Origin of the sequence: Rhodococcus opacus (assembly GCF_012396235.1) — a bacterium.
GTDB classification, from domain to species: domain Bacteria; phylum Actinomycetota; class Actinomycetes; order Mycobacteriales; family Mycobacteriaceae; genus Rhodococcus_F; species Rhodococcus_F opacus.
In genome coordinates this window covers 1-22,581 of the sequence record NZ_JAAXPA010000027.1, presented here as the reverse complement: position 1 = coordinate 22,581, position 22,581 = coordinate 1, and the positions used below count along the sequence as shown (strand labels likewise).

Annotated in this window: 21 protein-coding genes and 1 rRNA gene; 19 read left to right on the top strand and 3 right to left on the bottom strand. The window is 68.1% G+C overall.

What is annotated here, in order from left to right; translation table 11 throughout:
• Nucleotides 1-57: 57 nt before the first annotated feature.
• The 16 genes from rpmI (at nucleotide 58) to HGB39_RS28535 (ending at nucleotide 17,734) form a co-directional block, all read left to right on the top strand.
• Nucleotides 58-252, top strand: a complete 195-nt coding sequence (gene rpmI, locus HGB39_RS28610) for a 50S ribosomal protein L35 (RefSeq protein WP_005571085.1) — start codon at nucleotides 58-60, stop codon at nucleotides 250-252.
• A 63-nt stretch (nucleotides 253-315) separates the two neighbouring features.
• A complete protein-coding gene (gene rplT, locus HGB39_RS28605; protein WP_005247385.1) occupies nucleotides 316-705 on the top strand; it encodes a 50S ribosomal protein L20 in 390 nt (129 codons plus the stop codon).
• A 41-nt stretch (nucleotides 706-746) separates the two neighbouring features.
• Nucleotides 747-1,556, top strand: coding sequence for a TrmH family RNA methyltransferase (locus HGB39_RS28600; protein WP_005247382.1), 810 nt, complete (start codon nucleotides 747-749; stop codon nucleotides 1,554-1,556).
• Between the two features lie 94 nt (nucleotides 1,557-1,650).
• Nucleotides 1,651-2,736: a phenylalanine--tRNA ligase subunit alpha gene (gene pheS, locus HGB39_RS28595; protein ID WP_037204920.1), complete on the top strand. Its 1,086-nt coding sequence runs from the start codon at nucleotides 1,651-1,653 to the stop codon at nucleotides 2,734-2,736.
• Nucleotides 2,737-2,803: 67 nt separating this feature from the next.
• Nucleotides 2,804-5,290 (top strand): phenylalanine--tRNA ligase subunit beta, encoded by a 2,487-nt coding sequence (pheT, locus tag HGB39_RS28590; RefSeq protein WP_005571084.1) that lies wholly within the window; start codon nucleotides 2,804-2,806, stop codon nucleotides 5,288-5,290.
• A gap of 44 nt (nucleotides 5,291-5,334) precedes the next feature.
• Nucleotides 5,335-5,733 carry a hypothetical protein gene (locus HGB39_RS28585; RefSeq protein ID WP_005260418.1) on the top strand — a complete coding sequence of 133 codons (399 nt, stop codon included), beginning with the start codon at nucleotides 5,335-5,337 and terminating at the stop codon, nucleotides 5,731-5,733.
• A 68-nt stretch (nucleotides 5,734-5,801) separates the two neighbouring features.
• Nucleotides 5,802-6,857 carry an N-acetyl-gamma-glutamyl-phosphate reductase gene (gene argC, locus HGB39_RS28580; protein WP_005247372.1) on the top strand — a complete coding sequence of 352 codons (1,056 nt, stop codon included), beginning with the start codon at nucleotides 5,802-5,804 and terminating at the stop codon, nucleotides 6,855-6,857.
• On the top strand, nucleotides 6,854-8,098 hold the full coding sequence (gene argJ, locus HGB39_RS28575) for a bifunctional glutamate N-acetyltransferase/amino-acid acetyltransferase ArgJ (protein WP_005571082.1): 1,245 nt from the start codon (nucleotides 6,854-6,856) through the stop codon (nucleotides 8,096-8,098). The genes argC and argJ overlap by 4 nt, the downstream gene beginning before the upstream one ends.
• Entirely contained in the window at nucleotides 8,095-9,021 is a 927-nt protein-coding gene (argB, locus tag HGB39_RS28570; protein ID WP_005571081.1) for an acetylglutamate kinase, read from the top strand. Before argJ ends, argB begins: the two co-directional genes overlap by 4 nt.
• Complete coding sequence (locus tag HGB39_RS28565; RefSeq protein ID WP_005571080.1) at nucleotides 9,018-10,217, top strand: acetylornithine transaminase; 1,200 nt, start codon at nucleotides 9,018-9,020, stop codon at nucleotides 10,215-10,217. Before argB ends, HGB39_RS28565 begins: the two co-directional genes overlap by 4 nt.
• The gene (argF, locus tag HGB39_RS28560) at nucleotides 10,214-11,161 is read left to right on the top strand and encodes an ornithine carbamoyltransferase (protein ID WP_005260421.1); all 948 of its coding nucleotides are present in this window, start codon (nucleotides 10,214-10,216) and stop codon (nucleotides 11,159-11,161) included. Before HGB39_RS28565 ends, argF begins: the two co-directional genes overlap by 4 nt.
• Nucleotides 11,158-11,718, top strand: a complete 561-nt coding sequence (locus tag HGB39_RS28555) for an arginine repressor (RefSeq protein ID WP_005260422.1) — start codon at nucleotides 11,158-11,160, stop codon at nucleotides 11,716-11,718. Before argF ends, HGB39_RS28555 begins: the two co-directional genes overlap by 4 nt.
• A 47-nt stretch (nucleotides 11,719-11,765) precedes the next feature.
• Nucleotides 11,766-12,965: an argininosuccinate synthase gene (locus tag HGB39_RS28550; RefSeq protein ID WP_005247359.1), complete on the top strand. Its 1,200-nt coding sequence runs from the start codon at nucleotides 11,766-11,768 to the stop codon at nucleotides 12,963-12,965.
• A gap of 2 nt (nucleotides 12,966-12,967) precedes the next feature.
• Complete coding sequence (gene argH / locus HGB39_RS28545) at nucleotides 12,968-14,386, top strand: argininosuccinate lyase (RefSeq protein WP_005260423.1); 1,419 nt, start codon at nucleotides 12,968-12,970, stop codon at nucleotides 14,384-14,386.
• Nucleotides 14,387-14,492: 106 nt separating this feature from the next.
• A complete protein-coding gene (locus HGB39_RS28540; RefSeq protein ID WP_005571079.1) occupies nucleotides 14,493-17,483 on the top strand; it encodes an acyl-CoA synthetase in 2,991 nt (996 codons plus the stop codon).
• A 38-nt stretch (nucleotides 17,484-17,521) separates the two neighbouring features.
• The gene (locus tag HGB39_RS28535; RefSeq protein ID WP_005247353.1) at nucleotides 17,522-17,734 is read left to right on the top strand and encodes a Trm112 family protein; all 213 of its coding nucleotides are present in this window, start codon (nucleotides 17,522-17,524) and stop codon (nucleotides 17,732-17,734) included.
• A gap of 25 nt (nucleotides 17,735-17,759) precedes the next feature.
• Here HGB39_RS28535 and HGB39_RS28530 read toward each other — a convergent pair whose 3' ends face one another.
• From HGB39_RS28530 to HGB39_RS28520, 3 genes are read right to left on the bottom strand one after another with little or no spacing between them, the layout of a single operon-like run.
• Nucleotides 17,760-18,386: a TetR/AcrR family transcriptional regulator gene (locus HGB39_RS28530; RefSeq protein WP_005260425.1), complete on the bottom strand. Its 627-nt coding sequence runs from the start codon at nucleotides 18,384-18,386 to the stop codon at nucleotides 17,760-17,762.
• Nucleotides 18,383-19,138: an ABC transporter permease gene (locus HGB39_RS28525; protein ID WP_037204898.1), complete on the bottom strand. Its 756-nt coding sequence runs from the start codon at nucleotides 19,136-19,138 to the stop codon at nucleotides 18,383-18,385. Before HGB39_RS28525 ends, HGB39_RS28530 begins: the two co-directional genes overlap by 4 nt.
• The gene (locus tag HGB39_RS28520) at nucleotides 19,138-19,869 is read right to left on the bottom strand and encodes an ABC transporter ATP-binding protein (protein ID WP_005260427.1); all 732 of its coding nucleotides are present in this window, start codon (nucleotides 19,867-19,869) and stop codon (nucleotides 19,138-19,140) included. Before HGB39_RS28520 ends, HGB39_RS28525 begins: the two co-directional genes overlap by 1 nt.
• Before the next feature lie 39 nt (nucleotides 19,870-19,908).
• Between HGB39_RS28520 and HGB39_RS28515 the strand changes: the two genes are divergently transcribed.
• The 3 genes from HGB39_RS28515 to HGB39_RS28505 form a co-directional block, all read left to right on the top strand.
• Nucleotides 19,909-20,580, top strand: coding sequence for a DNA-3-methyladenine glycosylase (locus tag HGB39_RS28515; protein ID WP_064080684.1), 672 nt, complete (start codon nucleotides 19,909-19,911; stop codon nucleotides 20,578-20,580).
• Nucleotides 20,581-20,588: 8 nt separating this feature from the next.
• A complete protein-coding gene (tyrS, locus tag HGB39_RS28510) occupies nucleotides 20,589-21,866 on the top strand; it encodes a tyrosine--tRNA ligase (RefSeq protein ID WP_005561988.1) in 1,278 nt (425 codons plus the stop codon).
• A gap of 602 nt (nucleotides 21,867-22,468) precedes the next feature.
• Nucleotides 22,469-22,581: ribosomal RNA gene (locus tag HGB39_RS28505) — 16S ribosomal RNA — on the top strand; the annotation flags it as partial.

Sequence of the window (22,581 nt, the reverse complement as noted above, 5' to 3'; positions counted from 1 at the left end):
TCCGACTACACCAGCACGACCCGGATCACGGTCCGGATACAGAGAACTGAGGACTCCATGCCCAAGTCGAAGACCCACAGCGGCACCGCGAAGCGATTCAAGGTGTCCGGCAGCGGAAAGATCCTGCGCCAGAAGGCCGGTCGCCGCCACCTGCTCGAGCACAAGGCCTCGAAGGTGACCCGTCGCCTCGATGGCGTGGCTGTCGTCAGCAAGGCTGACACTCCTCGCATCAAGCGCCTGCTCGACATCTGAGTCGACACCCTTTTACTGACCACCCGGGGCAGCTCACCGCCCCAAGATTGACAGGATTTTTCAGTGGCACGCGTAAAGAGGGCGGTAAACGCCCAGAAGAAGCGTCGTTCGATTCTCGAAGCCTCCAGCGGCTACCGCGGACAGCGCTCGCGCCTGTACCGCAAGGCGAAGGAACAGCAGCTCCACTCGCTGACCTACGCCTACCGTGACCGCCGCGCGCGCAAGGGCGACTTCCGCAAGCTGTGGATCACGCGTATCAACGCTGCTGCACGGGCGAACGACATCACGTACAACCGCCTGATCCAGGGTCTGCGTCTGGCCGAGATCGAGGTCGACCGCAAGAACCTCGCCGAGCTGGCCGTTTCCGACGCGGCGGCATTCGCCGGCCTCGTGGCCCTCGCCAAGGCGGCGCTCCCGGCGGACGTGAACGCTCCGGCCGGAGAAGCAGCCTGAGTCTCGCAGCACCCCGGCCTTCAGAGCCTCGGAAACGACCCGTGGACCCGCTCACCGAGCGCACCCCACGGGTCGTTTCTGCTGTCAAGCTGCTGCGCACCGCGGAACGCCGCAAGGTCGGGCGCTTCCTGGTGGAGGGCGAGAACTCCGTCGGCGAGGCACTCGACACCCGCCCCGTACACGACCTCTTCTACACCGAGGACGCGGAGCAGCGGTACTCGCGGCTGATCGACCGGGCACACACGGCGGGCGTCCGTACGTCGCTGGTGACGGACCGGGCGGTCCGAGCTCTCAGCGACACGGTGACCCCGCCGGGTCTCGTCGCGGTGTGCGATCTCCTCGACGTTCCGCTGGCGGAGGCGATAGGCCCCGGAACTCGTCTGCTCGCGGTTCCGGTCGCGGTCGCGGAGCCCGGTAACGCGGGCACCGTCATCCGGGTCGCGGACGCGGTGGGCGCGGACGCGGCGATTCTCGCGGGCGACAGCGTCGACCCGCACAACGGCAAATGTGTCCGGGCGTCCGCCGGAAGCCTCTTCCACCTTCCCGTCGTGCGTGAACGGGACACCGCTGCGGTCCTCGACAGCATCAGCGCGGCGGGAATTCAACTGCTCGCCACGGCGGCCGACGGCGAAGTCGATCTGGACGATGCCGACGAACTGCTGGCCCGCCCCACGGCGTGGCTGTTCGGCAACGAGGCCCACGGCCTCGACGCAGCCACCTCGGCGCGAGCCGATCATCGTGTCCGGATTCCGATCCACGGTCGAGCCGAGAGCCTCAACCTGGCGACGGCGGCGTCGATCTGCCTGTATTCGAGCGCGCGGGTCCAGAACCGCAAGCGAACCGACAGCTGAAACGGCGAGAATCGGATCGCATAGGATTTGACGGCGAGCTGTTTCGGTTTCGTCGAGAGTGTTGACTGAAAGAACTTAAGGAGTGGCACCGGTCGTGGCTAAAAAAGAGGGCGCTGCCTCCACGGGGGTCGAAGGCGGCGCGGTCGATGCGAGTGCGCTCACCGAAGACGCTCTGACTGCGGCGGCGGAGAGCGCCGAGAAGGCGTTCGCGTCGGCGGCGGATCTCGACGACCTGGCGAAGGCCAAGGTCGAGCACATGGGTGACAAGTCGCCGATCGCCCTCGCCCGCCGCGGACTCGGAGCCCTCCCGGGCAAGGAGAAGGCCGACGCAGGCAAGCGCGTGAACGTCGCCCGCACCCGGATCAGTGCGGCGTTCGACGAGCGCCGCGCCGTCCTGCTCGCCGAGCGCGACGCGGCCGTCCTCGTGGCCGAGGCCATCGACGTGACCCTGCCGTCGCAGCGTCAGCCGGTAGGCGCCCGCCACCCGATCAGCATCATCTCCGAGCAGGTCGAGGACGTGTTCGTGGCGATGGGCTGGGAGGTCGCCGAGGGCCCGGAGGTGGAGACCGAGCACTTCAACTTCGATGCCCTCAACTTCCTGCCCGATCACCCCGCGCGGACGATGCAGGACACGTTCCACATCGCACCGGAGGGCTCGCGCCAGGTGCTCCGCACGCACACGTCGCCGGTACAGGTGCGCACGATGCTCTCGCGCGAGGTGCCGATCTACGTGGTGTGCCCGGGGCGGACGTTCCGCACCGACGAACTCGACGCGACCCACACCCCGGTCTTCTCTCAGGTGGAGGGACTCGCCGTCGACAAGGGCCTCACCATGGCCCACCTGCGCGGGACACTCGACGCGTTCGCCCGCGCACTGTTCGGTCCCGAGACCCGCACCCGGATGCGCCCGAACTACTTCCCGTTCACGGAACCGTCCGCCGAGGTGGACGTCTGGTTCCCGAACAAGAAGGGCGGCGCAGGCTGGGTCGAGTGGGGCGGCTGCGGAATGGTCAACCCGAATGTGCTGCGCGCTTCCGGAATCGACCCCGACGTGTACACCGGGTTCGCGTTCGGCATGGGGCTCGAGCGCACACTCCAGTTCCGGAACGGGATCCCGGACATGCGCGACATCGTCGAGGGCGACGTGCGATTCACACTGCCCTTCGGTGTCCAGGGCTGACCCCGCGTTACCCGGATCCCGTCCACCACAGTCACGACATTTTCACGAACGAGAGAGCTGAGCAGACGTGCGAGTAGCGCAATCCTGGCTGACCGAGATCCTGCAGCGTGCCACCCCGGACTGGGACGTCACCGCCGAGGAACTCGACGCAGGTTTCGTCCGGGTCGGGCTCGAGGTCGAGGAAGTCGACCGGCTCGAGCCCGTCGACGGCCCCCTCGTGGTCGGCAAGGTTCTCGAGATCACCGAGCTCACCGAGTTCAAGAAGCCGATCCGCTTCTGCAAGGTCGATGTGGGGGCGGCCGAGCCGCAGGGCATCGTGTGCGGCGCCCGGAACTTCGACGTAGGCGACCTCGTGGTGGTCGCACTCCCCGGCGCAGTCCTTCCCGGTGGTTTCGCCATCGCGTCCCGCAAGACGTATGGGCAGGTCTCCGACGGGATGATCTGCTCGGTGGCCGAACTCGGCATCGGCAAGGACCACTCGGGCATCCTCGTCCTCGAGCCGGGCACCGCGCTCCCCGGCGCGGACGCCAACGAGTTGATGGGCCTGCACGACACGGTCATCGAACTCAACATCACCCCGGACCGCGGCTACTGCTTCTCCGTCCGCGGGCTCACCCGTGAACTGGCGTGCGGGTTCGACCTCGACTTCGCCGACCCGGCGTCGGTGGCGCCGTACCCGGCGGAGGGGGAGGCGTGGCCGATCCGCGTCGAGCCGGAGTCGAAGGCGACGCGTTTCGCGGCCCGCCGGGTGACGGGTATCGATCCGAAGGCGGTCAGCCCGTGGTGGCTGCAGCGCCGGTTGCTGCTGTCGGGGGTCCGCCCGATCTCGCCGGCCGTCGATGTCACCAACTACGTTCTGCTCGAACTGGGCCAGCCGTTGCACGCGTTCGATGCTGCGAAGATCAGCGGCGAACTCGTCGTGCGCCGCGCGGTGGCGGGGGAGAAACTGACCACTCTCGACGAGACCGAGCGCGTCCTCGACCCCGAGGACGTCGTGATCGCCGACGATTCGGGCGTCCTGTCGCTGGCCGGGATCATGGGTGGCGCGTCCACCGAGGTCGGCTCGGAAACCACCGACATCCTGCTCGAGGCGGCCACCTGGGATCCGCTCGCGGTGTTCAAGACCGCGCGCAGGCACAAGCTGTCGAGTGAGGCCGGCAAGCGTTTCGAGCGTGTGGTCGACCCCGAGATCCCCGTGGCGGCACTGGACCGGGCGGCCGCGCTGCTCGTCGACATCGCCGGCGGGCGGGTCGATCCGGCGCTCACCGACATCGGTGAGGTCACCCCGCACGAGCCCATCCACATGGACATCGACCTCCCCGACCGCGTGGCGGGTGTCGACTACCCCAACGGCACCGCTGCACGCCGGCTCACGCAGATCGGCTGCAACGTGGAGGTCGGGGTCAGCGACAGCGGACACGGTCAGCTCGTCGCCGGCCCGCCGTCGTGGCGGCCCGATCTGGTGCAGCCCGCCGACCTGGTGGAGGAGGTGCTGCGCCTCGAGGGACTCGAGAAGATTCCGTCGGTGCTGCCCGCAGCCCCCGCGGGTCGTGGGTTGACTCCGGCGCAGCGCCGCAAGCGCGCCGTCGGCCGGGCCCTGGCGTTCTCGGGATACGTCGAGATCCTGCCTCCGGTCTTCCTGCCCACGGCGATCTTCGACACGTGGGGGCTGGATCCCGAGGATCCGCGCAGGAACACCAGCAGGGTGCTCAACCCGCTCGAATCCGATCGGCCGGAACTGCCCACCACGTTGCTGCCCGGACTTCTCGAGGTCCTCGCCCGCAACGTCTCCCGCGGTCAACGCGACCTGTCGCTGTTCGGCATCGCGCAGGTCGTGCTGCCCGGTGCGGACACCAAGCCGGTCGAGGCGCTGCCGGTGGACCGGCGCCCGACCGACGAGCAGATCACGGCACTGCTGCAGTCGTTGCCGGATCAGCCGGTGCACGTGGCGGCGGTGCTCACGGGGCAGCGTGAGCCGAGCGGTCCGTGGGGCGCGGGCCGAGCGGCCGACGCCACCGACGCGTTCGCCGCCGCCCGGACGGTAGCTGCCGCTGCCGGTGTCGAACTGGAGTTCCGCGCGACGCAGTACCTGCCGTGGCACCCGGGTCGCGGCGCGGAGCTGCTCGTGAACGGTGTCGTCGTCGGACACGCGGGCGAGTTGCATCCCGCCGTGCTCGAGCGCGCCGGACTTCCCCCGCGGACGAGTGCCGTGGAGATCGATCTGGACGCCCTGCCGCTGGTGGAGAACCTGCCCGCGCCGAAGGTCTCGCCCTTCCCCGCGGTCCTTCAGGACGTGGCGGTCGTGGTCGACGCCGCGGTACCCGCCGCCGAGGTCCAGGCGGCCCTGCGGTCGGGCGGAGGGGAGCTGCTCGAGGACATCCGGCTGTTCGACGTGTTCGAAGGTGAGCAGGTCGGGGAGGGCCGGAAGTCGCTGGCGTTCGCGCTGCGATTCCGCGGCGTCGACCGCACCCTGACCGAGGACGAGGCGAGCGCCGCCCGCGACGCCGCGGTGGCTGCGGCGTCCGCTGCCGTGGGTGCCGAACTCCGCAGCTGACCCGTAGCCTGGGTGGAGGGCCAGGGACGGTGAGGAGCGGTGCGATGACCGAAGTGCGCGACGTCGTGGCGGCGGCGAGTCAGTTGACCGACGCCGAGTTCCTCCAGGTGGTGCGTGCGGTGGCCGCGGGTCGTCCGGGCCTCGGTGCGCTCCTCGCGGCGGTGGACGTGGGTGCGGCGATTCCGGCCGAGGATCCGGTGACCGCGGAGGTCGTGCCCCACATCGCACCGGATGTGCCCGAGCCGGACTACACGCCGGGTGGGGTCCCGACGTTCGACCGGGTGCGTGAGCGGATCGAGGGACGGTTCGGGACGGCGATGGGCTCCTCCGAACTCGCGCACGACAGCCCGTCGGGGCAGTCGCTGGACGAGGCGTGGGAGAAGCGGGAGAAGGCGGGTAAGGCCAAGCTCGACGAGATTCGGCGGTCGCTCGGCAAGCAGTGACCACGGATTGCGGCCCGTCCAGAGACCGCGGTGTGTATTAGCTTGCATGATGATGCATAATCAATCGTATGACTGAGCACGCGGGAAAACCGATCAGGATTGCTGTCGCCGGCGCGAGCGGATACGCCGGTGGCGAAGTGCTGCGTCTGCTGCTGGGGCACCCGTCGTATGCGGACGGTTCGCTCGTCATCGGCGCGCTCACAGCCGGCGGCAACGCCGGATCGACTCTGGGCTCGCACCATCCGCACCTGCTTCCCCTCGCCGACCGAGTGCTCGAGGACACCACCGTCGAGACGCTCGCCGGACACGACGTGGTGTTTCTCGGTCTGCCGCACGGTAATTCGGCGCAGTACGCGAAGGCGCTGCCCGAGTCCACCGTCATCATCGACTGCGGTGCCGACTTCCGGCTGACGAACGCCGAGGACTGGGAGCGGTACTACAAGAGCCCGCACGCGGGCAGCTGGCCGTACGGACTTCCGGAACTCCCGGGTGCCCGCGAGAAACTCGTCGGCGCCACCCGCATCGCCGTCCCCGGGTGCTTCCCGACGGTGTCGAGCCTGGCGATGGCTCCGGCGGTCGCGGCGGGTGTCGTCGAACCGCGGGTCACGATCGTCGCCGTCACCGGCGCCTCCGGCGCGGGACGCGCACCCAAGGCCGATCTGCTCGGCTCCGAGGTGATGGGTTCGGTCCGTGCCTACGGTGTCGGCGGCGTGCACCGCCACACCCCGGAGATCATCCAGAACCTCTCCGAACTCGCCGGTGAGCGCGTCACCGTGTCGTTCACCCCCGTGCTGGCGCCGATGCCGCGCGGCATCCTCGCCACGTGCACCGCGGCCACCACCGCGTCCGAGGACGAGGTGCGCGCGATCTACGAAAAGGCTTACGCGGACGAGCCGTTCGTGCACGTGCTGCCCCGGGGCGTGCTGCCACAGACCGGTGCCGTCGTCGGATCGAACGCGGTCCAGATCGCGGTGACGGTCGACGCCGACGCCGGTCAGATCGTCGTGGTCGCGGTGATCGACAACCTTGCGAAGGGCACCGCCGGGGGAGCGGTGCAATCGATGAATCTTGCGCTTGGACTACCCGAGACCGCCGGTCTCTCGACAGTGGGAGTTGCCCCGTGAGCAGTGACAGCACGATCGATCCGCATCCGACCCGGGAGGTCGCCGGCGGCACCCTGGTCCGAACCCAGGGAGTGTCGGGGCCCGCGGGCTTCCGCGCGGCCGGGATCAAGGCGGGTATCAAGGCGAGCGGCAACGCCGACCTGGCTCTCGTCGTCAACGAGGGACCCGAGCTTGCAGCGGCGGGCGTCTTCACCGCGAACAAGGTGAAGGCCGCCCCCGTGCTGTGGTCGCAACAGGTGCTCACCACGGGCAGGCTGCGCGCCGTCGTGCTCAATTCCGGTGGAGCCAACGCGTGCACGGGTGCAGGCGGGTTCCAGGACGCGCACAAGACGGCCGAGGAAGTGGCGTCCGCGCTGAGCAACTGGGGAACCGAGACCGGCGCCGTCGAGGTCGCGGTGTGTTCCACCGGCCTGATCGGCGACCGCCTGCCCATGGACAAGGTCCTGGCCGGTGTCACGGAGGCCGTGCACGAGCTCGCCGGGGGAATCTCGGGTGGCACCGACGCCGCGTACGCGATCATGACCACCGACACGGTGCCGAAGCAGGCCGCCCTGCACCATGCGGACAAGTGGAACGTGGGCGGAATGGCGAAGGGCGCGGGCATGCTGGCCCCCGCGCTGGCGACGATGCTGTGCGTGGTGACGACCGACGCCGTCGCGACCGCCGCACAACTCGACGCCGCGCTGCGGGCGGCCACCCGGGTGACGTTCGACCGGCTGGACGTCGACGGCGCCACGTCGACCAACGACACGGTGCTGCTGCTCGCGTCCGGTGCGAGCAACGTGACACCGACCCAGGAAGAACTGAACGCGGCTGTGACGGCCGTCTGCGACGATCTGGCCGATCAGATGATGGCCGACGCGGAGGGCGTCACCAAGCGGGTGCGGGTCACGGTCAGCGGCGCCCTCAGCGAGGACGACGCCTTGATCGGCGCACGGACGGTGGCGCGGGACAGCCTCGTCAAGACGGCGCTGTTCGGATCCGACCCCAACTGGGGCCGGGTGCTCGCCGCAATCGGCATCGCGCCGATCGAACTGGACCCCGACACGATCTCGGTGTCGTTCAACGGCGCCCCCGTCTGCATCGACGGCGTCGGCGCACCGGGTGCGCGGGACGTGGACCTGAGCGACATCGACATCTCCCTCGACATCGACCTCGGTCTCGGCGAACACGCGGTGACCATCCGGACCACCGACCTCTCGCACGCGTATGTCGAAGAGAACTCGGCGTATTCGTCATGACAGCGACCAGCGAGGCACTCAGCGGCATCACCGATCACCAGAAGGCGCACGTCCTGGCGGAGGCGCTGCCGTGGCTGCAGCAGTTCCGCGACAAGGTCGTCGTCGTGAAGTACGGCGGCAACGCCATGGTCGACGACGCGTTGAAGACGGCGTTCGCGGCCGACATGGCGTTCCTGCGGACGGTCGGAATTCAGCCGGTCGTCGTGCACGGCGGCGGCCCCCAGATCAATGCCATGCTCGGAAAGCTCGGCATGACAGGTGAATTCAAGGGCGGCTTCCGCGTCACCACCCCCGAGGTCATGGACGTCGTCCGGATGGTGCTGTTCGGTCAGGTCGGCCGCGAACTGGTCGGACTGATCAATGCGCACGGACCGTACGCCGTCGGCATCTCCGGCGAGGACGCGCACCTGTTCACCGCCACCAAGCGCACCGTGATGGTCGAGGGCACGCCGACCGACATCGGTCTCGTCGGCGACGTCACGACGGTGAACCCGGAGGCGGTCCTCGATCTGATCCGTGCGGGCCGAATTCCCGTGGTGTCCACCATCGCCCCCGACTCGGACGGTGTGGTGCACAACATCAACGCGGACACCGCCGCCGCAGCGCTCGCCGAGGCCATCGGCGCCGAGAAGCTCGTGGTCCTCACGGATGTCGAAGGGCTGTACACGAACTGGCCGGACCGCGATTCGCTGGCCACCGAGATCGACGTGGACGCGCTCGCGCAACTGCTGCCCAGCCTCGACGCCGGCATGGTGCCGAAGATGGAGGCCTGCCTGCGCGCGGTCCGCGGCGGCGTGCCCACCGCGCACGTCATCGACGGCCGTGTCGCCCATTCCGTTCTGCTCGAACTGTTCACCGGCGAGGGCATCGGCACGATGGTCACGCCCGGCCCGACTTCACCTACCGAGGGAGTTGCCTCATGACCGGAACCCCGGAACTCCAGCAGCGCTGGTCCGGCGCTCTGATGAACACGTACGGCGTCCCCCGGGTGGCACTCACGCGCGGACAGGGAGCGGTGCTGACCGACGCCGACGGCAAGGAGTACGTCGACTTCCTCGCCGGCATCGCCGTCAACATCCTCGGACACGCCCACCCGGCGATCATCGAGGCCGTCACCACGCAGTTGTCGATCCTCGGGCACGTGTCGAACCTGTACGCCAGCGAGCCGGCGATCGAACTGGCCGAGAAGCTGCTCTCCCATCTGGGCGCCCCCGGACGTGTCTTCCTGTGTAATTCCGGCACGGAGGCCAACGAGGCGGCGTTCAAGCTCGCGCGGGCCACGGGACGATCGAAGATCATCGCCGCGGAGAACTCCTTCCACGGCCGCACGATGGGTGCTCTCGCGCTCACCGGCCAGGCCGCCAAGCGCGCGCCGTTCGAGCCGATGCCCCCGGGCGTCGAGCACGTGCCGTACGGCGATCTCGACGCACTCGACCGCGCCGTCGACGCCGACACCGCGGCCGTGTTCCTGGAGCCGATGATGGGTGAAGGCGGTGTCGTCGTTCCGCCGGAGGGGTACCTCGCGGGCGCACGGCAGATCACCGCCGATCGCGGCGCCCTGCTCGTGCTCGACGAAGTGCAGACCGGGATCGGCCGCACGGGCTGGTTCTACGCACACCAGGCGGTCGGGATCGTGCCCGACGTCATGACCCTCGCGAAGGGTCTCGGTGGCGGGATGCCGATCGGCGCGTGCATCGCGACCGGCGCGGCCGCGGACCTGTTCGGGCCGGGCAAGCACGGCACGACGTTCGGCGGGAACCCCGTCTGCGCGTCGGCGGCGCTCGCCGTGCTGCGGACGATCGCCGAAGACGACCTCATCTCCCGCGCCGACACGCTCGGCAAGTCGCTGTCGGCCGGTATCGAAGGTCTCGGACATCCGTTGATCGACCACGTCCGCGGGGCCGGGCTGCTGCTCGGCATCGTCCTGACCCAGGACGTGGCCCCCGCGGTGGAGAACTCCGCGCGTGAGGCCGGATACCTGATCAACGCCGCACAACCGGGCGTCGTCCGGCTGGCTCCGCCCCTGGTCCTCACGGACGATCAGGCCGAAGGATTCGTCGCGGCGCTGCCCGCGATTCTCGACAACGCGCAATCGGCCGCTCAGCCGGGAAAGCAGTGACGACCGTGGTGAAACACTTTCTCCGGGACGACGACCTCACCCCTGCACAGCAGGCCGAGGTCCTCGAGCTCGCCGCCAGGCTGAAGAAGGCCCCATTCGCGGAGCGCCCGCTCGAAGGCCCCCGCGGGGTCGGCGTGATCTTCGAGAAGAATTCGACGCGTACCCGGTTCTCGTTCGAGATGGGCATCGCCCAGCTCGGCGGTCACGCGATCGTCGTCGACGGGCGCAGCACCCAGCTCGGCCGTGAGGAGACGCTGCAGGACACGGGCCGCGTCCTGTCGCGGTACGTCGACGCCGTGGTGTGGCGCACGTTCGGGCAGAAGCGGCTCGAGGCGATGGCGTCGGGCGCCGACGTCCCGATCGTCAACGCGCTGTCCGACGAGTTCCACCCGTGCCAGGTCCTGGCCGACCTGCAGACGCTCGTGGAGCGGAAGGGTTCGCTGAAGGGACTGAAGCTCACCTACCTCGGCGACGGCGCCAACAACATGGCGCACTCGCTGATGCTGGGCGGTGTGACCGCAGGCGTCGACGTGACCATCGCCAGCCCCGAGGGGTTCGCACCGCTGCCGTGGGTGGTCGAGGCCGCCCGCGCGCGGGCGGGCGAGACCGGCGCGACCATCACCCTCAGCGGTGACCCGCAGACGGCGGTCGTCGGCGCGGACGCACTCGTCACCGACACCTGGACCTCGATGGGCCAGGAGAATGACGGGCTCGACCGGGTCGGTCCGTTCCGCCCGTTCCAGATCAACGAGGCGCTCCTCGCGAAGGCCGACGCCGACGCGGTGGTCCTGCACTGCCTGCCCGCCCACCGCGGGGAGGAGATCACCGACGAGGTTCTCGACGGACCGCAGAGCGTCGTCTGGGACGAGGCGGAGAACCGGCTGCACGCGCAGAAGGCCCTGCTCGTGTGGCTGCTGGCGCAGCGAACCGGGGACCGTCCGTGAGTGCGGCACCCCCGCAGCGTGCAGGTGCGGCTCAGCCGCAGCGTGCAGGTGCGGCTCAGCCGCAGCGCGCCGCCAACGCGGCGACGGCACCCACTCGGGCGGGACGGCAGGCGCGCATCGTCGCGATCCTGTCGAACAACCCTGTCCGCAGCCAGACCGAACTCGCGGCGCTGCTCGCGGCCGAGGGCATCGACGCCACCCAGGCCACGCTGTCGCGAGACCTCGAAGAACTGGGTGCCGTGAAACTTCGCGCCGCAGACGGCGGCGCCGGGGTCTATGTGGTGCCCGAGGACGGAAATCCCGTCCGCGGCGTCTCCGGCGGAACCGACCGGCTGTCGCGGTTGCTGGGGGAGTTACTGGTGTCGACCGATGCCAGTGGCAACATGGCGGTGCTGCGAACTCCCCCGGGGGCAGCGCACTATCTGGCGAGTGCACTCGATCGGGCATCATTACCTGACGTCGTGGGAACCATCGCGGGGGATGACACCATTCTCGTGGTGGCACGCGAGCCGCTGAGCGGGGCGGAACTCGCGGCCAAGATCGAATCCCTCGCCTGACAACTGAATCATCTCTACAGATCTTCAACCTAAGGAGCACAAGGACCATGGCCGATCGCGTCGTACTCGCCTACTCGGGCGGGCTGGACACCTCAGTCGCCATCAGCTGGATCGGCAAGGAGACGGGCAAGGAAGTTGTTGCTGTCGCCATCGATCTCGGCCAGGGCGGCGAGGACATGGAGGTCGTGCGTCAGCGTGCACTCGACTGCGGTGCGGTCGAGTCGGTCGTGGTGGATGCGCGCGACGAGTTCGCCGACGAATACTGCCTGCCGACCATCCAGGCCAACGCCCTCTACATGGACCGCTACCCGCTCGTGTCGGCCATCAGCCGCCCGCTGATCGTCAAGCACCTCGTCGAGGCGGCGCGCGCCCACGGCGGCACCACGGTCGCGCACGGCTGCACCGGCAAGGGCAACGACCAGGTCCGGTTCGAGGTCGGCTTCGGATCGCTCGCTCCCGACCTCGACGTGATCGCACCGGTCCGCGACTACGCGTGGACCCGTGAGAAGGCGATCGCGTTCGCCGAGGAGAACGAGATCCCGATCAACGTCTCCAAGAAGTCGCCGTTCTCGATCGACCAGAACGTGTGGGGCCGCGCCGTCGAGACCGGGTTCCTCGAGGACCTGTGGAACGCGCCGACCAAGGACGTCTACGACTACACGCAGGATCCGACCGTCAACTGGCAGGCCCCGGACGAGCTGATCATCAGCTTCGAGGCCGGCCGCCCCGTCGCGATCGACGGCAAGCCGGTCAGCGTCCTCGAAGCGATCCAGGAGCTCAACCGCCGCGCCGGCGCTCAGGGCGTCGGGCGCCTCGACGTCGTCGAGGACCGTCTCGTCGGCATCAAGAGCCGTGAGATCTACGAGGCTCCGGGAGCCATGGTCCTCATCAACGCCCACCAGGAACTCGAGCACGTCACGCAGGAACGCGAGCTCGGCCGCTACAAGCGTCAGACCGAACAGCGCTGGAGCGAGCTGGTGTACGACGGCCTCTGGTTCTCCCCGCTGAAGGTCGCGCTGGACACGTTCATCGAGAAGACGCAGGAACGCGTCTCCGGCGACATCCGGCTGGTGCTGCACGGCGGTGCGATCATCGTCAACGGCCGCCGCAGCAACCAGTCCCTGTACGACTTCAACCTGGCCACCTACGACGAGGGCGACACGTTCGACCAGTCCTACGCCAAGGGATTCGTGCAGATCCACGGACTGTCCTCGAAGGTCGCGGCGAAGCGCGATCTGGGCCTCTAGGTATGAGTGCTCACGGCACCAACGAAGGAGCCCTCTGGGGCGGCCGGTTCGAGTCCGGACCGGCCGCCGCCATGGCGGCGCTGAGCAAGTCCACCCACTTCGACTGGGTGCTGGCTCCGTACGACGTGCGCGCGTCCCAGGCCCATGCCCGGGTGCTGCACAAGGCCGGCCTGCTGGCTGACGACGACCTGGCGGCGATGCTCGACGGTCTCGGCAGGCTCGCGGCCGACGTCGCGAGCGGCGAGTTCGTCCCGAGCGAATCCGACGAGGACGTGCACGGGGCGCTCGAGCGAGGCCTGATCGATCGGGTCGGTCCCGAGGTCGGGGGACGCCTGCGCGCCGGGCGTTCGCGCAACGATCAGGTGGCGACGCTGTTTCGGATGTGGCTGCGGGACGCCGTCCGCCGCGTGGCCGCGGGTGTCCTCGACGTCGTCGACGCACTCGCGACGCAGGCCGCGGCGCACCCCTCCGCGGTGATGCCGGGCAAGACGCACCTGCAGGCCGCGCAGCCGGTGCTGCTCGCGCACCACCTGCTGGCACACACGCACCCGTTGCTCCGCGACGTTCAGCGGCTGCGGGACTTCGACGTGCGGGCGGCCGTGTCGCCGTACGGGTCCGGAGCGCTGGCCGGATCGTCACTCGGACTCGATCCCGAGGCGATCGCCGCGGAGCTCGCCTTCGATTCGTCGGCCGAGAACTCGATCGACGCCACGTCGTCGCGGGACTTCGCGGCCGAGGCGGCGTTCGTGCTCGCGATGATCGGCGTCGACCTGTCGCGGATGGCCGAGGAGGTCATCCTCTGGAGCACTCCGGAATTCGGCTACATCACGCTCGCCGACGCCTGGTCGACCGGCTCGTCGATCATGCCGCAGAAGAAGAACCCGGACGTGTCCGAGCTCACCCGCGGCAAGTCCGGGCGGCTGATCGGCAACCTGACCGGTCTGCTGGCCACCCTGAAGGCGCAGCCGCTCGCGTACAACCGGGATCTGCAGGAGGACAAGGAGCCGGTCTTCGATTCGGTGGCACAGCTCGAGTTGCTGCTCCCGGCGATCACCGGACTGGTGTCCACTCTCGAATTCCACACGGACCGAATGGCGGAACTGGCACCGGCGGGCTTCACGCTGGCCACCGACATCGCCGAGTGGCTCGTTCGTCAGGGCGTCCCGTTCCGGGTCGCGCACGAGGCGGCGGGGGCGTGCGTCCGCGTTGCCGAGGCGCGGGCCGTCGGACTCGAGGATCTCACCGACGACGAACTCGCCGGGGTCGATCCGGCGCTCACTCCGGACGTGCGGGAGGTGCTCACCGTCGAGGGCTCGATCGCCTCGCGTAACGCCCGAGGCGGTACAGCCGGTATCCGTGTGGCCGAACAGTTGGGCGGGGTCCGTCAGCTGTCCGAGTCGCTGCGTGAGTGGTGTCGATGACGCCCGTGTCGGACGCCCCGGATTAGGGGCTGTGTGACGCGTCGAGCGCAGTAGGGTGAGGGCGGGCGGCAGTGAGACGTGCGTCACAGTTCGAGAGTCTGGGAGAGTGTTCGTGGGACTGAATACCGAAACGGTGATGGGCCCGATCCGTCGCGTGGTGGCGACGGCGCAGAACGGGTTGGAGGTAGTTCGCCTCGGTGGACTCGAGACGGACCTCACCACGTCGCCGTTCGAGGTGGTCGAACGCGCACCGATGTATCGGCTCCGCAGGTATTTCCCCGACACCGACCCTGCCGACGCCGGGCCCCCGATCGTTCTGGTCCCGCCGATGATGATGTCGGCCGACGTCTACGATGTGACCCGCGATCAGGGCGCAGTCGGCATCCTGCACTCGATGGGGATCGACCCGTGGGTGGTCGACTTCGGATCGCCGGATTCCGAAGAGGGCGGGTGGGATCGGAATCTCGCCGACCACATCGTCGCGATCAGCGAGATCATCGACCAGGTGCGGGCGCACACCGGTCGTGACGTCTACCTGTCCGGATACTCGCAGGGCGGCATGTTCGCCTACCAGGCCGCCGCCTACCGCCGCAGTCGCAACATCGCCGGCCTCGTGACGTTCGGCAGTCCGGTCGACACGCTCGCCGGGCTGCCGTTCGGTATCCCGGCGGGGTTCGCCACCGACGCTGCCGGCTTCCTCGCGGACCACGTCTTCAATCGGCTCGCGGTGTCGGGGTGGATGGCGCGCACCGGTTTTCAGCTCCTCGATCCCGTCAAGACACTGAAGTCGAGGCTCGACTTCCTGCGTCAGTTGCACGACCGGGAAGCGTTGTTGCCGCGGGAGCAGCAGCGGCGGTTCCTCGCGACCGAGGGCTGGGTGGCGTGGTCCGGTCCGGCTGTTGCGGAGTTGCTCAAGCAGTTCATCGTGCACAACCGCATGATGACCGGCGGGTTCGTGATCAAGGATCAGGTGGTGTCGCTCGCGGAGTTGACCTGCCCCATCCTCGCGTTCGTCGGGGAAGTCGACGACATCGGTCAGCCGTTGGCTGTCCGCGGTATCCGCCGGGCCGCCCCACGGGCGAATGTGTACGAATCAACTTTGCGGGCAGGACATTTCGGCCTCGTCGTCGGTTCGGCTGCGGCGACCCACACGTGGCCCACGACCGGGAAATGGGTGCTGTGGAACGAGGGTCTCGGCCCACGGCCCACCACTATCGAGCTCATGCGCTACGACGAACATTTCGGCAGCGAATCCGGAGTCTCCATCAGCGACCGCATCATTCACACCGTGGCGTCGGTCGCCGAGGTCGGCGTCGGTGTCGGCAAGGGGATCAGTGATTTCGCTTCGGGCGCGCTGCGGGGAACGGTGGAGCTGTCCGGCGAGGCCACGCGGGCGCTACCGCGGCTGGCCCGGCTCGGTCAGATGCAGCCCCACACCCAGATCTCGCTCAGCCGGTTGCTGGCCGAACAGGGGCGGAAGGCGCCGGGCGGCGAGTGCTTCCTCTTCGACAATCGCGTCCATACCTACGCGGCGGTCAATCAGCGGATCGACAACGTGGTGCGCGGTCTGATCCAGGCCGGTGTCCGTCCCGCCGCTCACGTCGGCGTCGTGATGCAGACGCGCCCGAGTGCGCTCGCCGCCATCGCGGCGCTGTCCCGTCTCGGTGCCGTGGCTGTCTTGCTGCCCCCGGGCCGGGAGGTCCACACCGCGATCCGCATCGACGGTGTCGAACGCATCGTCACCGACCCGGAGAATCTCGACGCGGCGATCGCGACCGGGATGCAGGTCCTGGTTCTGGGCGGTGGCGACCAGCGCGACCTCGACGTGGATCCCTCGGCGAACGTCGTGGACCTCGAGAAGATCGACCCCGCCGCCGTGACACTGCCGGGCTGGTACCGGCCCGATCCCGGTCGCGCTCGTGAACTGGCATTCATCATCTGCAGTGAGTCCAACGGCCACTGGGAGACGAAACAGATCACCAACTACCGGTGGGCGCTGTCGGCGTTCGGAACGGCCTCGGCCGCCGATCTGGACCGTGGCGACACCGTGTATTGCCTTGCACCCCTGCATCATTCGTCGAGCCTACTGGCCGCGATCGGTGGTGCCGTGGCAGGTGGCTCCCGGATCGCGCTCTCACGCGGAGTCGATCCCGAGCGGTTCGCCGAGGAAGTCCACCGCTACGGGGTGACCGTGGTGAGCTACACGTGGACGATGATGCGAGAAATCCTCGACGCCGAGAACCTCGCGCTCGACGGCAGTCACCCCGTCCGGCTCTTCATCGGATCCGGAATGCCGCAGGGGTTGTGGCGTCGCACGACGGAGCGGTTCGCACCGGCGAAGGTCCTCGAGTTCTACGCGTCCACCGAGGGCGACGTGGTTCTCGCGAACGTCGCAGGCGCGAAGGTCGGGGCAAAGGGGCGCCCCCTCCCGGGGAGCGCGGAGGTCCGGCTCGCGGCCTACGACCCGATCGCCGGGCGACTGCTGGAGGATGAGCAGGGGTTCATCCGGGAATGCCAGGACGACGAGGTCGGTCTGCTTCTCGGCAGGGCGGGCGTGCACGCCGAGATGTCCGGCGGCGCGATGCGGGGGATCTTTGCCGCGGGCGACGCCTGGATTCCGACGGAGAACCTCTTCCGTCGCGACGCCGACGGGGACTACTGGCTGGTCGACCACAGGAAGACCGTCATCGCGACTTCGAGGGGAGCCGTGTTCACCCAGCCGATCGTCGATGCGCTCGTGTCCGTCGATCGCGTCGACCTCGCGGTTGCCTACGGGGTGGAGGTCGGCGGCCGGACACTGGCCGTGGCCGCGTTCACCCTCCGCGAAGGGCGGGCGCCGAGGCTGGCGGAGATCTCCGACGCCTTCGAGGTGCTTCCTCCCGCGCTGCGACCCGACATCTTCCAGGTGGTGGAGGACATCCCGCTGGGGTCCTCGTACCGTCCGAACGCCGAGGCGCTGAGCGCGGCCGGACTGCCCAAGCCGGGAACCCGTGTGTGGTACGTCGATCCGGAATCGCAGCAGTACAAGCGACTGACCAAGGCGGTGGCCGCGGAGTTTCGGAACGGCTCGGCCGGGGTGCCTGCCGGTGCGCGGTAACCTGACACTGCTCACCCGAACGGTTGGAGAGGACTTCCGTGGTTATTGATCCGACGTTGCTCGGCATTCTCGCGTGCCCACAGGACAAGGGTCCTCTGCTGTTGGTCGGCGACGAGCTGCTCTACAACCCTCGACTGCGACGGGCGTATCCCATCGAGAACGGGATTCCCGTCCTCCTCATCGACGAGGCCCGGGACGTCGGCGCGGACGAGCACGAGACGCTGCTCGCCCGGGCTGCCGGCGAGGCCTGATCACACCGGACTCGGGCGAGCCCGATCACACCGGCAGAGCTCCGGTGAGGTAGCGCTGCAACGTCGGTCCGACGATCGCGACGAGGTCGTCGACGGGCAGCGACGCGAGTGGCTCGAATTCGAGGATGTACCGCGTCACCAGAACCCCGGCCATCTGGGATGCCACCAGCTGCATGCGCAGCATCCCGGTTCCCGGTGGCTCGTCGACGCGCGGTCCGAGGTCTCGGAGCACGACCTCCAGGAGGAACGTGCGAATGAGATTGGGTTCGTTTCCCGCCATCGCGGACCGGAACGCCGCGACCACGGCGGGCTTGTGCGGCGACTCCCAGATGGAGAAGACGGCCCGGGCGAGGTGACTACCGACCTCGCCCGTCGGAATGTCGAGCACCGGAGCGATCACCTGCGTCGGATCCACGGGAATGTCGACCGAGGCGAGGAACAGATCTCGTTTGGTTCCGAAGTAGTGGTGGATCAGGGCGGAGTCGACGCCGGCACCGGTGGCCACGGAGCGCACGCTGGTTTTGTCGAAGCCGTTCTGTGCAAACAGTTTCCGTGCACTCGCCAGGATTCGTGACCGTGTGTCCGGGTTGCCCGGGCGTCGTCCCGTGCGCAGACCCGGGGTGGCGTCCGCGCGTGTCGCGGGGCCGGTCATGGTGTGCGACGCCTCAGAGTCGCGGCGCCCAGCGACAGTGCGAGGAGCGCGAAGGCGGCGACCACCGCCAGGTCGCGCCACATGAGCCCCGTCGCCCCGGGATGGGTGGCGACCTGCTGCAGCGCCTCGACCGCGTAGCTCAGCGGGAGGGCGTTGCTGATCCACTCGAGCCAGGTGGGGAGCTGATCTCGCGGAACGAGCAGACCGCACAGGAAGAGCTGGGGCACCACGACCACCGGCATGAACTGCACCGCCTGGAACTCGGTGCGCGCGAAGGCGCTGCACAATAGGCCGAGGGCGACGCCGAGTATCGCGTTCAGCACGGCGATCAGCAGCACCCACGTCACGCTGCCCTCGGTGGTGAGGCCGAGGAATCCGAACGAGACGACGCAGGCGAGCGCCGCCTGCGCAGCAGCGGCCGTGGAGAACGCGGCAGCGTAGCCGCCGAGCAGGTCGAGTTTGCCCATGGGGGTCGTGAGCAGGCGTTCGAGTGTTCCCGACGTCCGTTCGCGCTGCATCGCGATCGACGTGACCAGGAACATCACGACGAACGGCAGGATGCCGAGCATCGTGATCGCGACGCGCTCGAACAGCGACAGCTGACCGGGTGGCGCCGGAACGTTCTGATACAGGAAGTACAGCAACACCATCAGCAGACTGGGTACCACCAGAATCATGGCGACGGTGCGGTGATCCGTCCGTAGTTGCGCGAGGATCCGGCCCGCAGTGGCTGCGAAGATCGTGACGTTCATCAGTTCTCGCTCCCGACATGTGATGCGCGAATGAGGTTAAGGAAGGCGTCTTCGAGGCTCGCCTCACCGGTCTGCTCCCGGAGTTCGCCGGGGGAGACCTGCGCGAGAACGTAGCCGTCGCGCATGAGGAGGAGCGAAGCGCAATGTTCGGCCTCGTCCATGACGTGGCTCGACACGAGCAGGGTGGTACCGGTGTCGGCGAGAGCGTCGAACCGTTCCCACAGTTCGACGCGCAGGAGTGGGTCCAGGCCGACGGTCGGCTCGTCGAGGACGAGGACCTCGGGGCGTGCCACCAGCGCGCAGGCGAGGCTGACCCGTCCCAGCTGTCCTCCCGACAGATCCGCCGCCTTCTGGGTTGCGAAGCGTGTCAGACCCACCGCCTCGACGGCTTCGGTGACCGCGTCCGACGGTTGGCCGTAGAGCGCGGCGAAGTAGGCCACGTTCTTCTTAACCGTGAGGTCGGCGTACACGCTGGGTGACTGGGTGACGTATCCGATGCGGCTTCGCAACGAGACCGAGCCTGCAGGGGCGCCCAGCACCGTGACCGTCCCCGATTCCACGATCTGCGTGCCGACCACGCACCGCATCAGCGTGGTCTTTCCGCAGCCGGAGGGTCCCAGGAGGCCGGTGATGGATCCGCTCGGCACCTGAACGTCGATGCCGTGCAGCACTTCGTTCCTGCCTCTTCGCACGTGCAGATCTCGGATGTCGATCACCGGGCTGCCGGTCATGGCGGGCCTCAATTCATCACTGGGTGAATTCATTGCTTGATGAATTATGCGACCGACGGGGTGGCGAAGTCAACGGTTGTGGAGAATCGGGACGTGACCATCGATCGACTTGACCGGGCGGACCCCGTCGACGCCGCGCGATTCGTTCTCGGATCCACGCTGATCGTTGGAGACGTCCGCATCCGCATCGTCGAAGTGGAGGCGTACGGCGGGGAGAAGGACGGCCCGTGGCCCGATCCGGCATCGCACTCGTACCGAGGGAGGACGCCGCGCAATGAGGTGATGTTCGGCCCGGCCGGGCACCTGTACGTCTACCGCAGCTACGGGATGCACTTCTGCATGAACGTGTCGTACGGGCCGGTCGGAAGCGCGGGCGGGGTGCTTCTCCGGGCGGGCGAAGTGCTCGACGGCTGCGCCACGGTTCAGGCGCGCCGGCCCCGCGTCACGCGACCTGCGGATTGGGCGCGCGGTCCCGGCAACCTGGGGTCCGCGACCGGCGTGACCCTCGCGGAGAACGGTGCGGCGTTGTTCGAGCACGATTCGCCGGTTCGGCTGGAGGTCGCGGAGTCGGACGGATGGGCGAGTGGCCCCCGGGTCGGCGTCAGCGCGGCCGCGGACCGGCCGTGGCGCTTCTGGATTCCGGAGTCGCCGGCCGTCTCCGTGTACCGGAGGAGCCCGCGTGCGATGCCCGCCGACGAGCAGATGGGATGATCGGACCCGTGACTGAGAACATCATCGATGAACTGACCTGGCGCGGGCTCATCGCCCAATCAACCGATCTGGACGCGCTGCGTCGTGATCTCGACGCCGGACCGGTCACGCTCTATGCCGGTTTCGATCCGACCGGGCCGAGTTTGCACGCCGGCCATCTCGTGCCCCTGCTCGCACTGAAGCGATTCCAGCGTGCGGGCAACCGCCCCGTCGTGCTGGCCGGTGGAGCGACGGGTCTGATCGGCGATCCCCGCGACGTCGGTGAGCGGACGATGAACTCCGCCGACACCGTGGCCGAATGGGCCGATCGGATCCGGGGTCAGCTCGAACGTTTCGTCGACTTCGGCGACTCGCCGAGCGGCGCGATCATCGAGAACAACATGAACTGGACCGGCAAGCTGTCGGCCATCGACTTCCTGCGCGACGTGGGCAAGCACTTCTCCGTCAACGTGATGCTCGCGAGAGACACCGTCAAGCGGCGCCTCGAATCCGACGGCATGTCCTACACCGAGTTCAGCTACATGCTGCTCCAGGCCAACGACTACCTGCACCTGCGGCGCAGTCACGGCTGCTCGCTGCAGGTCGGCGGATCCGACCAGTGGGGCAACATCATCGCCGGCGTCGAATTGAACCGTCGCATCGACGCCGAGTCGGTGCACGGTCTGACCGTCCCGCTCGTCACGTCGGCGGACGGCAAGAAGTTCGGGAAGTCGACCGGAGGCGGAAGCCTGTGGCTCGACCCGGAGATGACGAGCCCCTACGCGTGGTACCAGTACTTCGTGAACACCGGCGACGCCGACGTCATCAAGTACCTGCGGTGGTTCACCTTCCTCACGGCCGAGGAGTTGGCGGAACTGGAGACGGCGACGGCCGAGCGGCCGCATGCACGGGAGGCGCAGCGCCGGCTCGCCGCCGAAATGACGACTCTCGTGCACGGCGAAGCCAACACTCGTGCCGTGGAGCTCGCGAGCCAGGCGCTGTTCGGCCGCGCGGAACTGCAGGACCTGGATGAGCCGACGCTCGGTGCCGCCCTTCGGGAGGCGTCCGTCGCGGAACTTGCGCCGGGGGAGCCCGCCGGCATCGTCGACCTCCTGGTTCTCAGCGGATTGTGCGAGAGCAAGGGTGCGGCCCGCCGCACCGTGAAGGAAGGCGGCGCTTCGGTGAACAACCAGAAGGTCTCGAGTGAGGACTGGACCCCCGCACCGACCGATCTGCTGCATGGAACGTGGCTCGTGATTCGCCGTGGAAAGCGGAACTTCGCCGGCATCAAGGTGCTGTCGAACTAGCGTGCGGCGGGTCACACCGGCGTAATTCGGCGAATTCCGGTCCGGTGGCCCGCGCGCAGCACGGGCCACCAGCGGATTTTACATACCGGATGCCTGTGACCTGGGGATTTGACGCTCCGTTTCCCGTCGCGTAACTTATTCCAGGTCAGAGCGACACGGACACCAACCCCGACCGAGAGGCCGGGGACACGAGGTTGGACGCAGGCGCCTGAACTTCCCGAGAATACCGAACCTGGTTCGATGCTTTCGAGATGTCCTGACGCCCCGGTTTGCGCCGGGATGCGGCAGGGGATAAGCTGGAAAAGTTGCCCCGGAGCGGCTGGCGAGTGAGCCAGAAGTGATGGTGTGTGCGTGTTCTTTGAGAACTCAACAGTGTGTCGATGAATGTCAGTGCCAAATGTTTTTGGTACTCCGCATCACGAATTGCTTTCGGGGCCTTCGGGTTTCGGGGGTTGTGTGGTGTGGGTATTTGCTGGCTCTTCTCCTTCCGTCGGAGGGGGGTCAGTGTTTGAAAATGCTAGTTTGAGTTTTTGATTGCTAGTGATTTGACTCGATGTCTATGACTGATTAGGGACCCTGTGGGGTTTCGAAATCTAGAGTCTTCAACGGAGAGTTTGATCCTGGCTCAGGACGAACGCTGGCGGCGTGCTTAACACATGCAAGTCGAGCGGTAAGGCCCTTCGGGGTACACGAGCGGCGAACGGGTGAGTAACAC

What these genes read in the sequence shown, in the direction of transcription:
- HGB39_RS28520 (WP_005260427.1), bottom strand. Translation starts at nt 19,869, where the DNA reads ATGACCGGCAGCCCGGTGATCGACATCCGAGATCTGCACGTGCGAAGA.
- argH (WP_005260423.1), top strand. Translation starts at nt 12,968, where the DNA reads ATGAGTGCTCACGGCACCAACGAAGGAGCCCTCTGGGGCGGCCGGTTC.
- HGB39_RS28585 (WP_005260418.1), top strand. Translation starts at nt 5,335, where the DNA reads ATGACCGAAGTGCGCGACGTCGTGGCGGCGGCGAGTCAGTTGACCGAC.
- HGB39_RS28525 (WP_037204898.1), bottom strand. Translation starts at nt 19,138, where the DNA reads ATGAACGTCACGATCTTCGCAGCCACTGCGGGCCGGATCCTCGCGCAA.
- argB (WP_005571081.1), top strand. Translation starts at nt 8,095, where the DNA reads ATGACAGCGACCAGCGAGGCACTCAGCGGCATCACCGATCACCAGAAG.
- argC (WP_005247372.1), top strand. Translation starts at nt 5,802, where the DNA reads ATGACTGAGCACGCGGGAAAACCGATCAGGATTGCTGTCGCCGGCGCG.
- HGB39_RS28565 (WP_005571080.1), top strand. Translation starts at nt 9,018, where the DNA reads ATGACCGGAACCCCGGAACTCCAGCAGCGCTGGTCCGGCGCTCTGATG.
- HGB39_RS28515 (WP_064080684.1), top strand. Translation starts at nt 19,909, where the DNA reads ATGAATTATGCGACCGACGGGGTGGCGAAGTCAACGGTTGTGGAGAAT.
- HGB39_RS28530 (WP_005260425.1), bottom strand. Translation starts at nt 18,386, where the DNA reads ATGACCGGCCCCGCGACACGCGCGGACGCCACCCCGGGTCTGCGCACG.
- rpmI (WP_005571085.1), top strand. Translation starts at nt 58, where the DNA reads ATGCCCAAGTCGAAGACCCACAGCGGCACCGCGAAGCGATTCAAGGTG.
- HGB39_RS28550 (WP_005247359.1), top strand. Translation starts at nt 11,766, where the DNA reads ATGGCCGATCGCGTCGTACTCGCCTACTCGGGCGGGCTGGACACCTCA.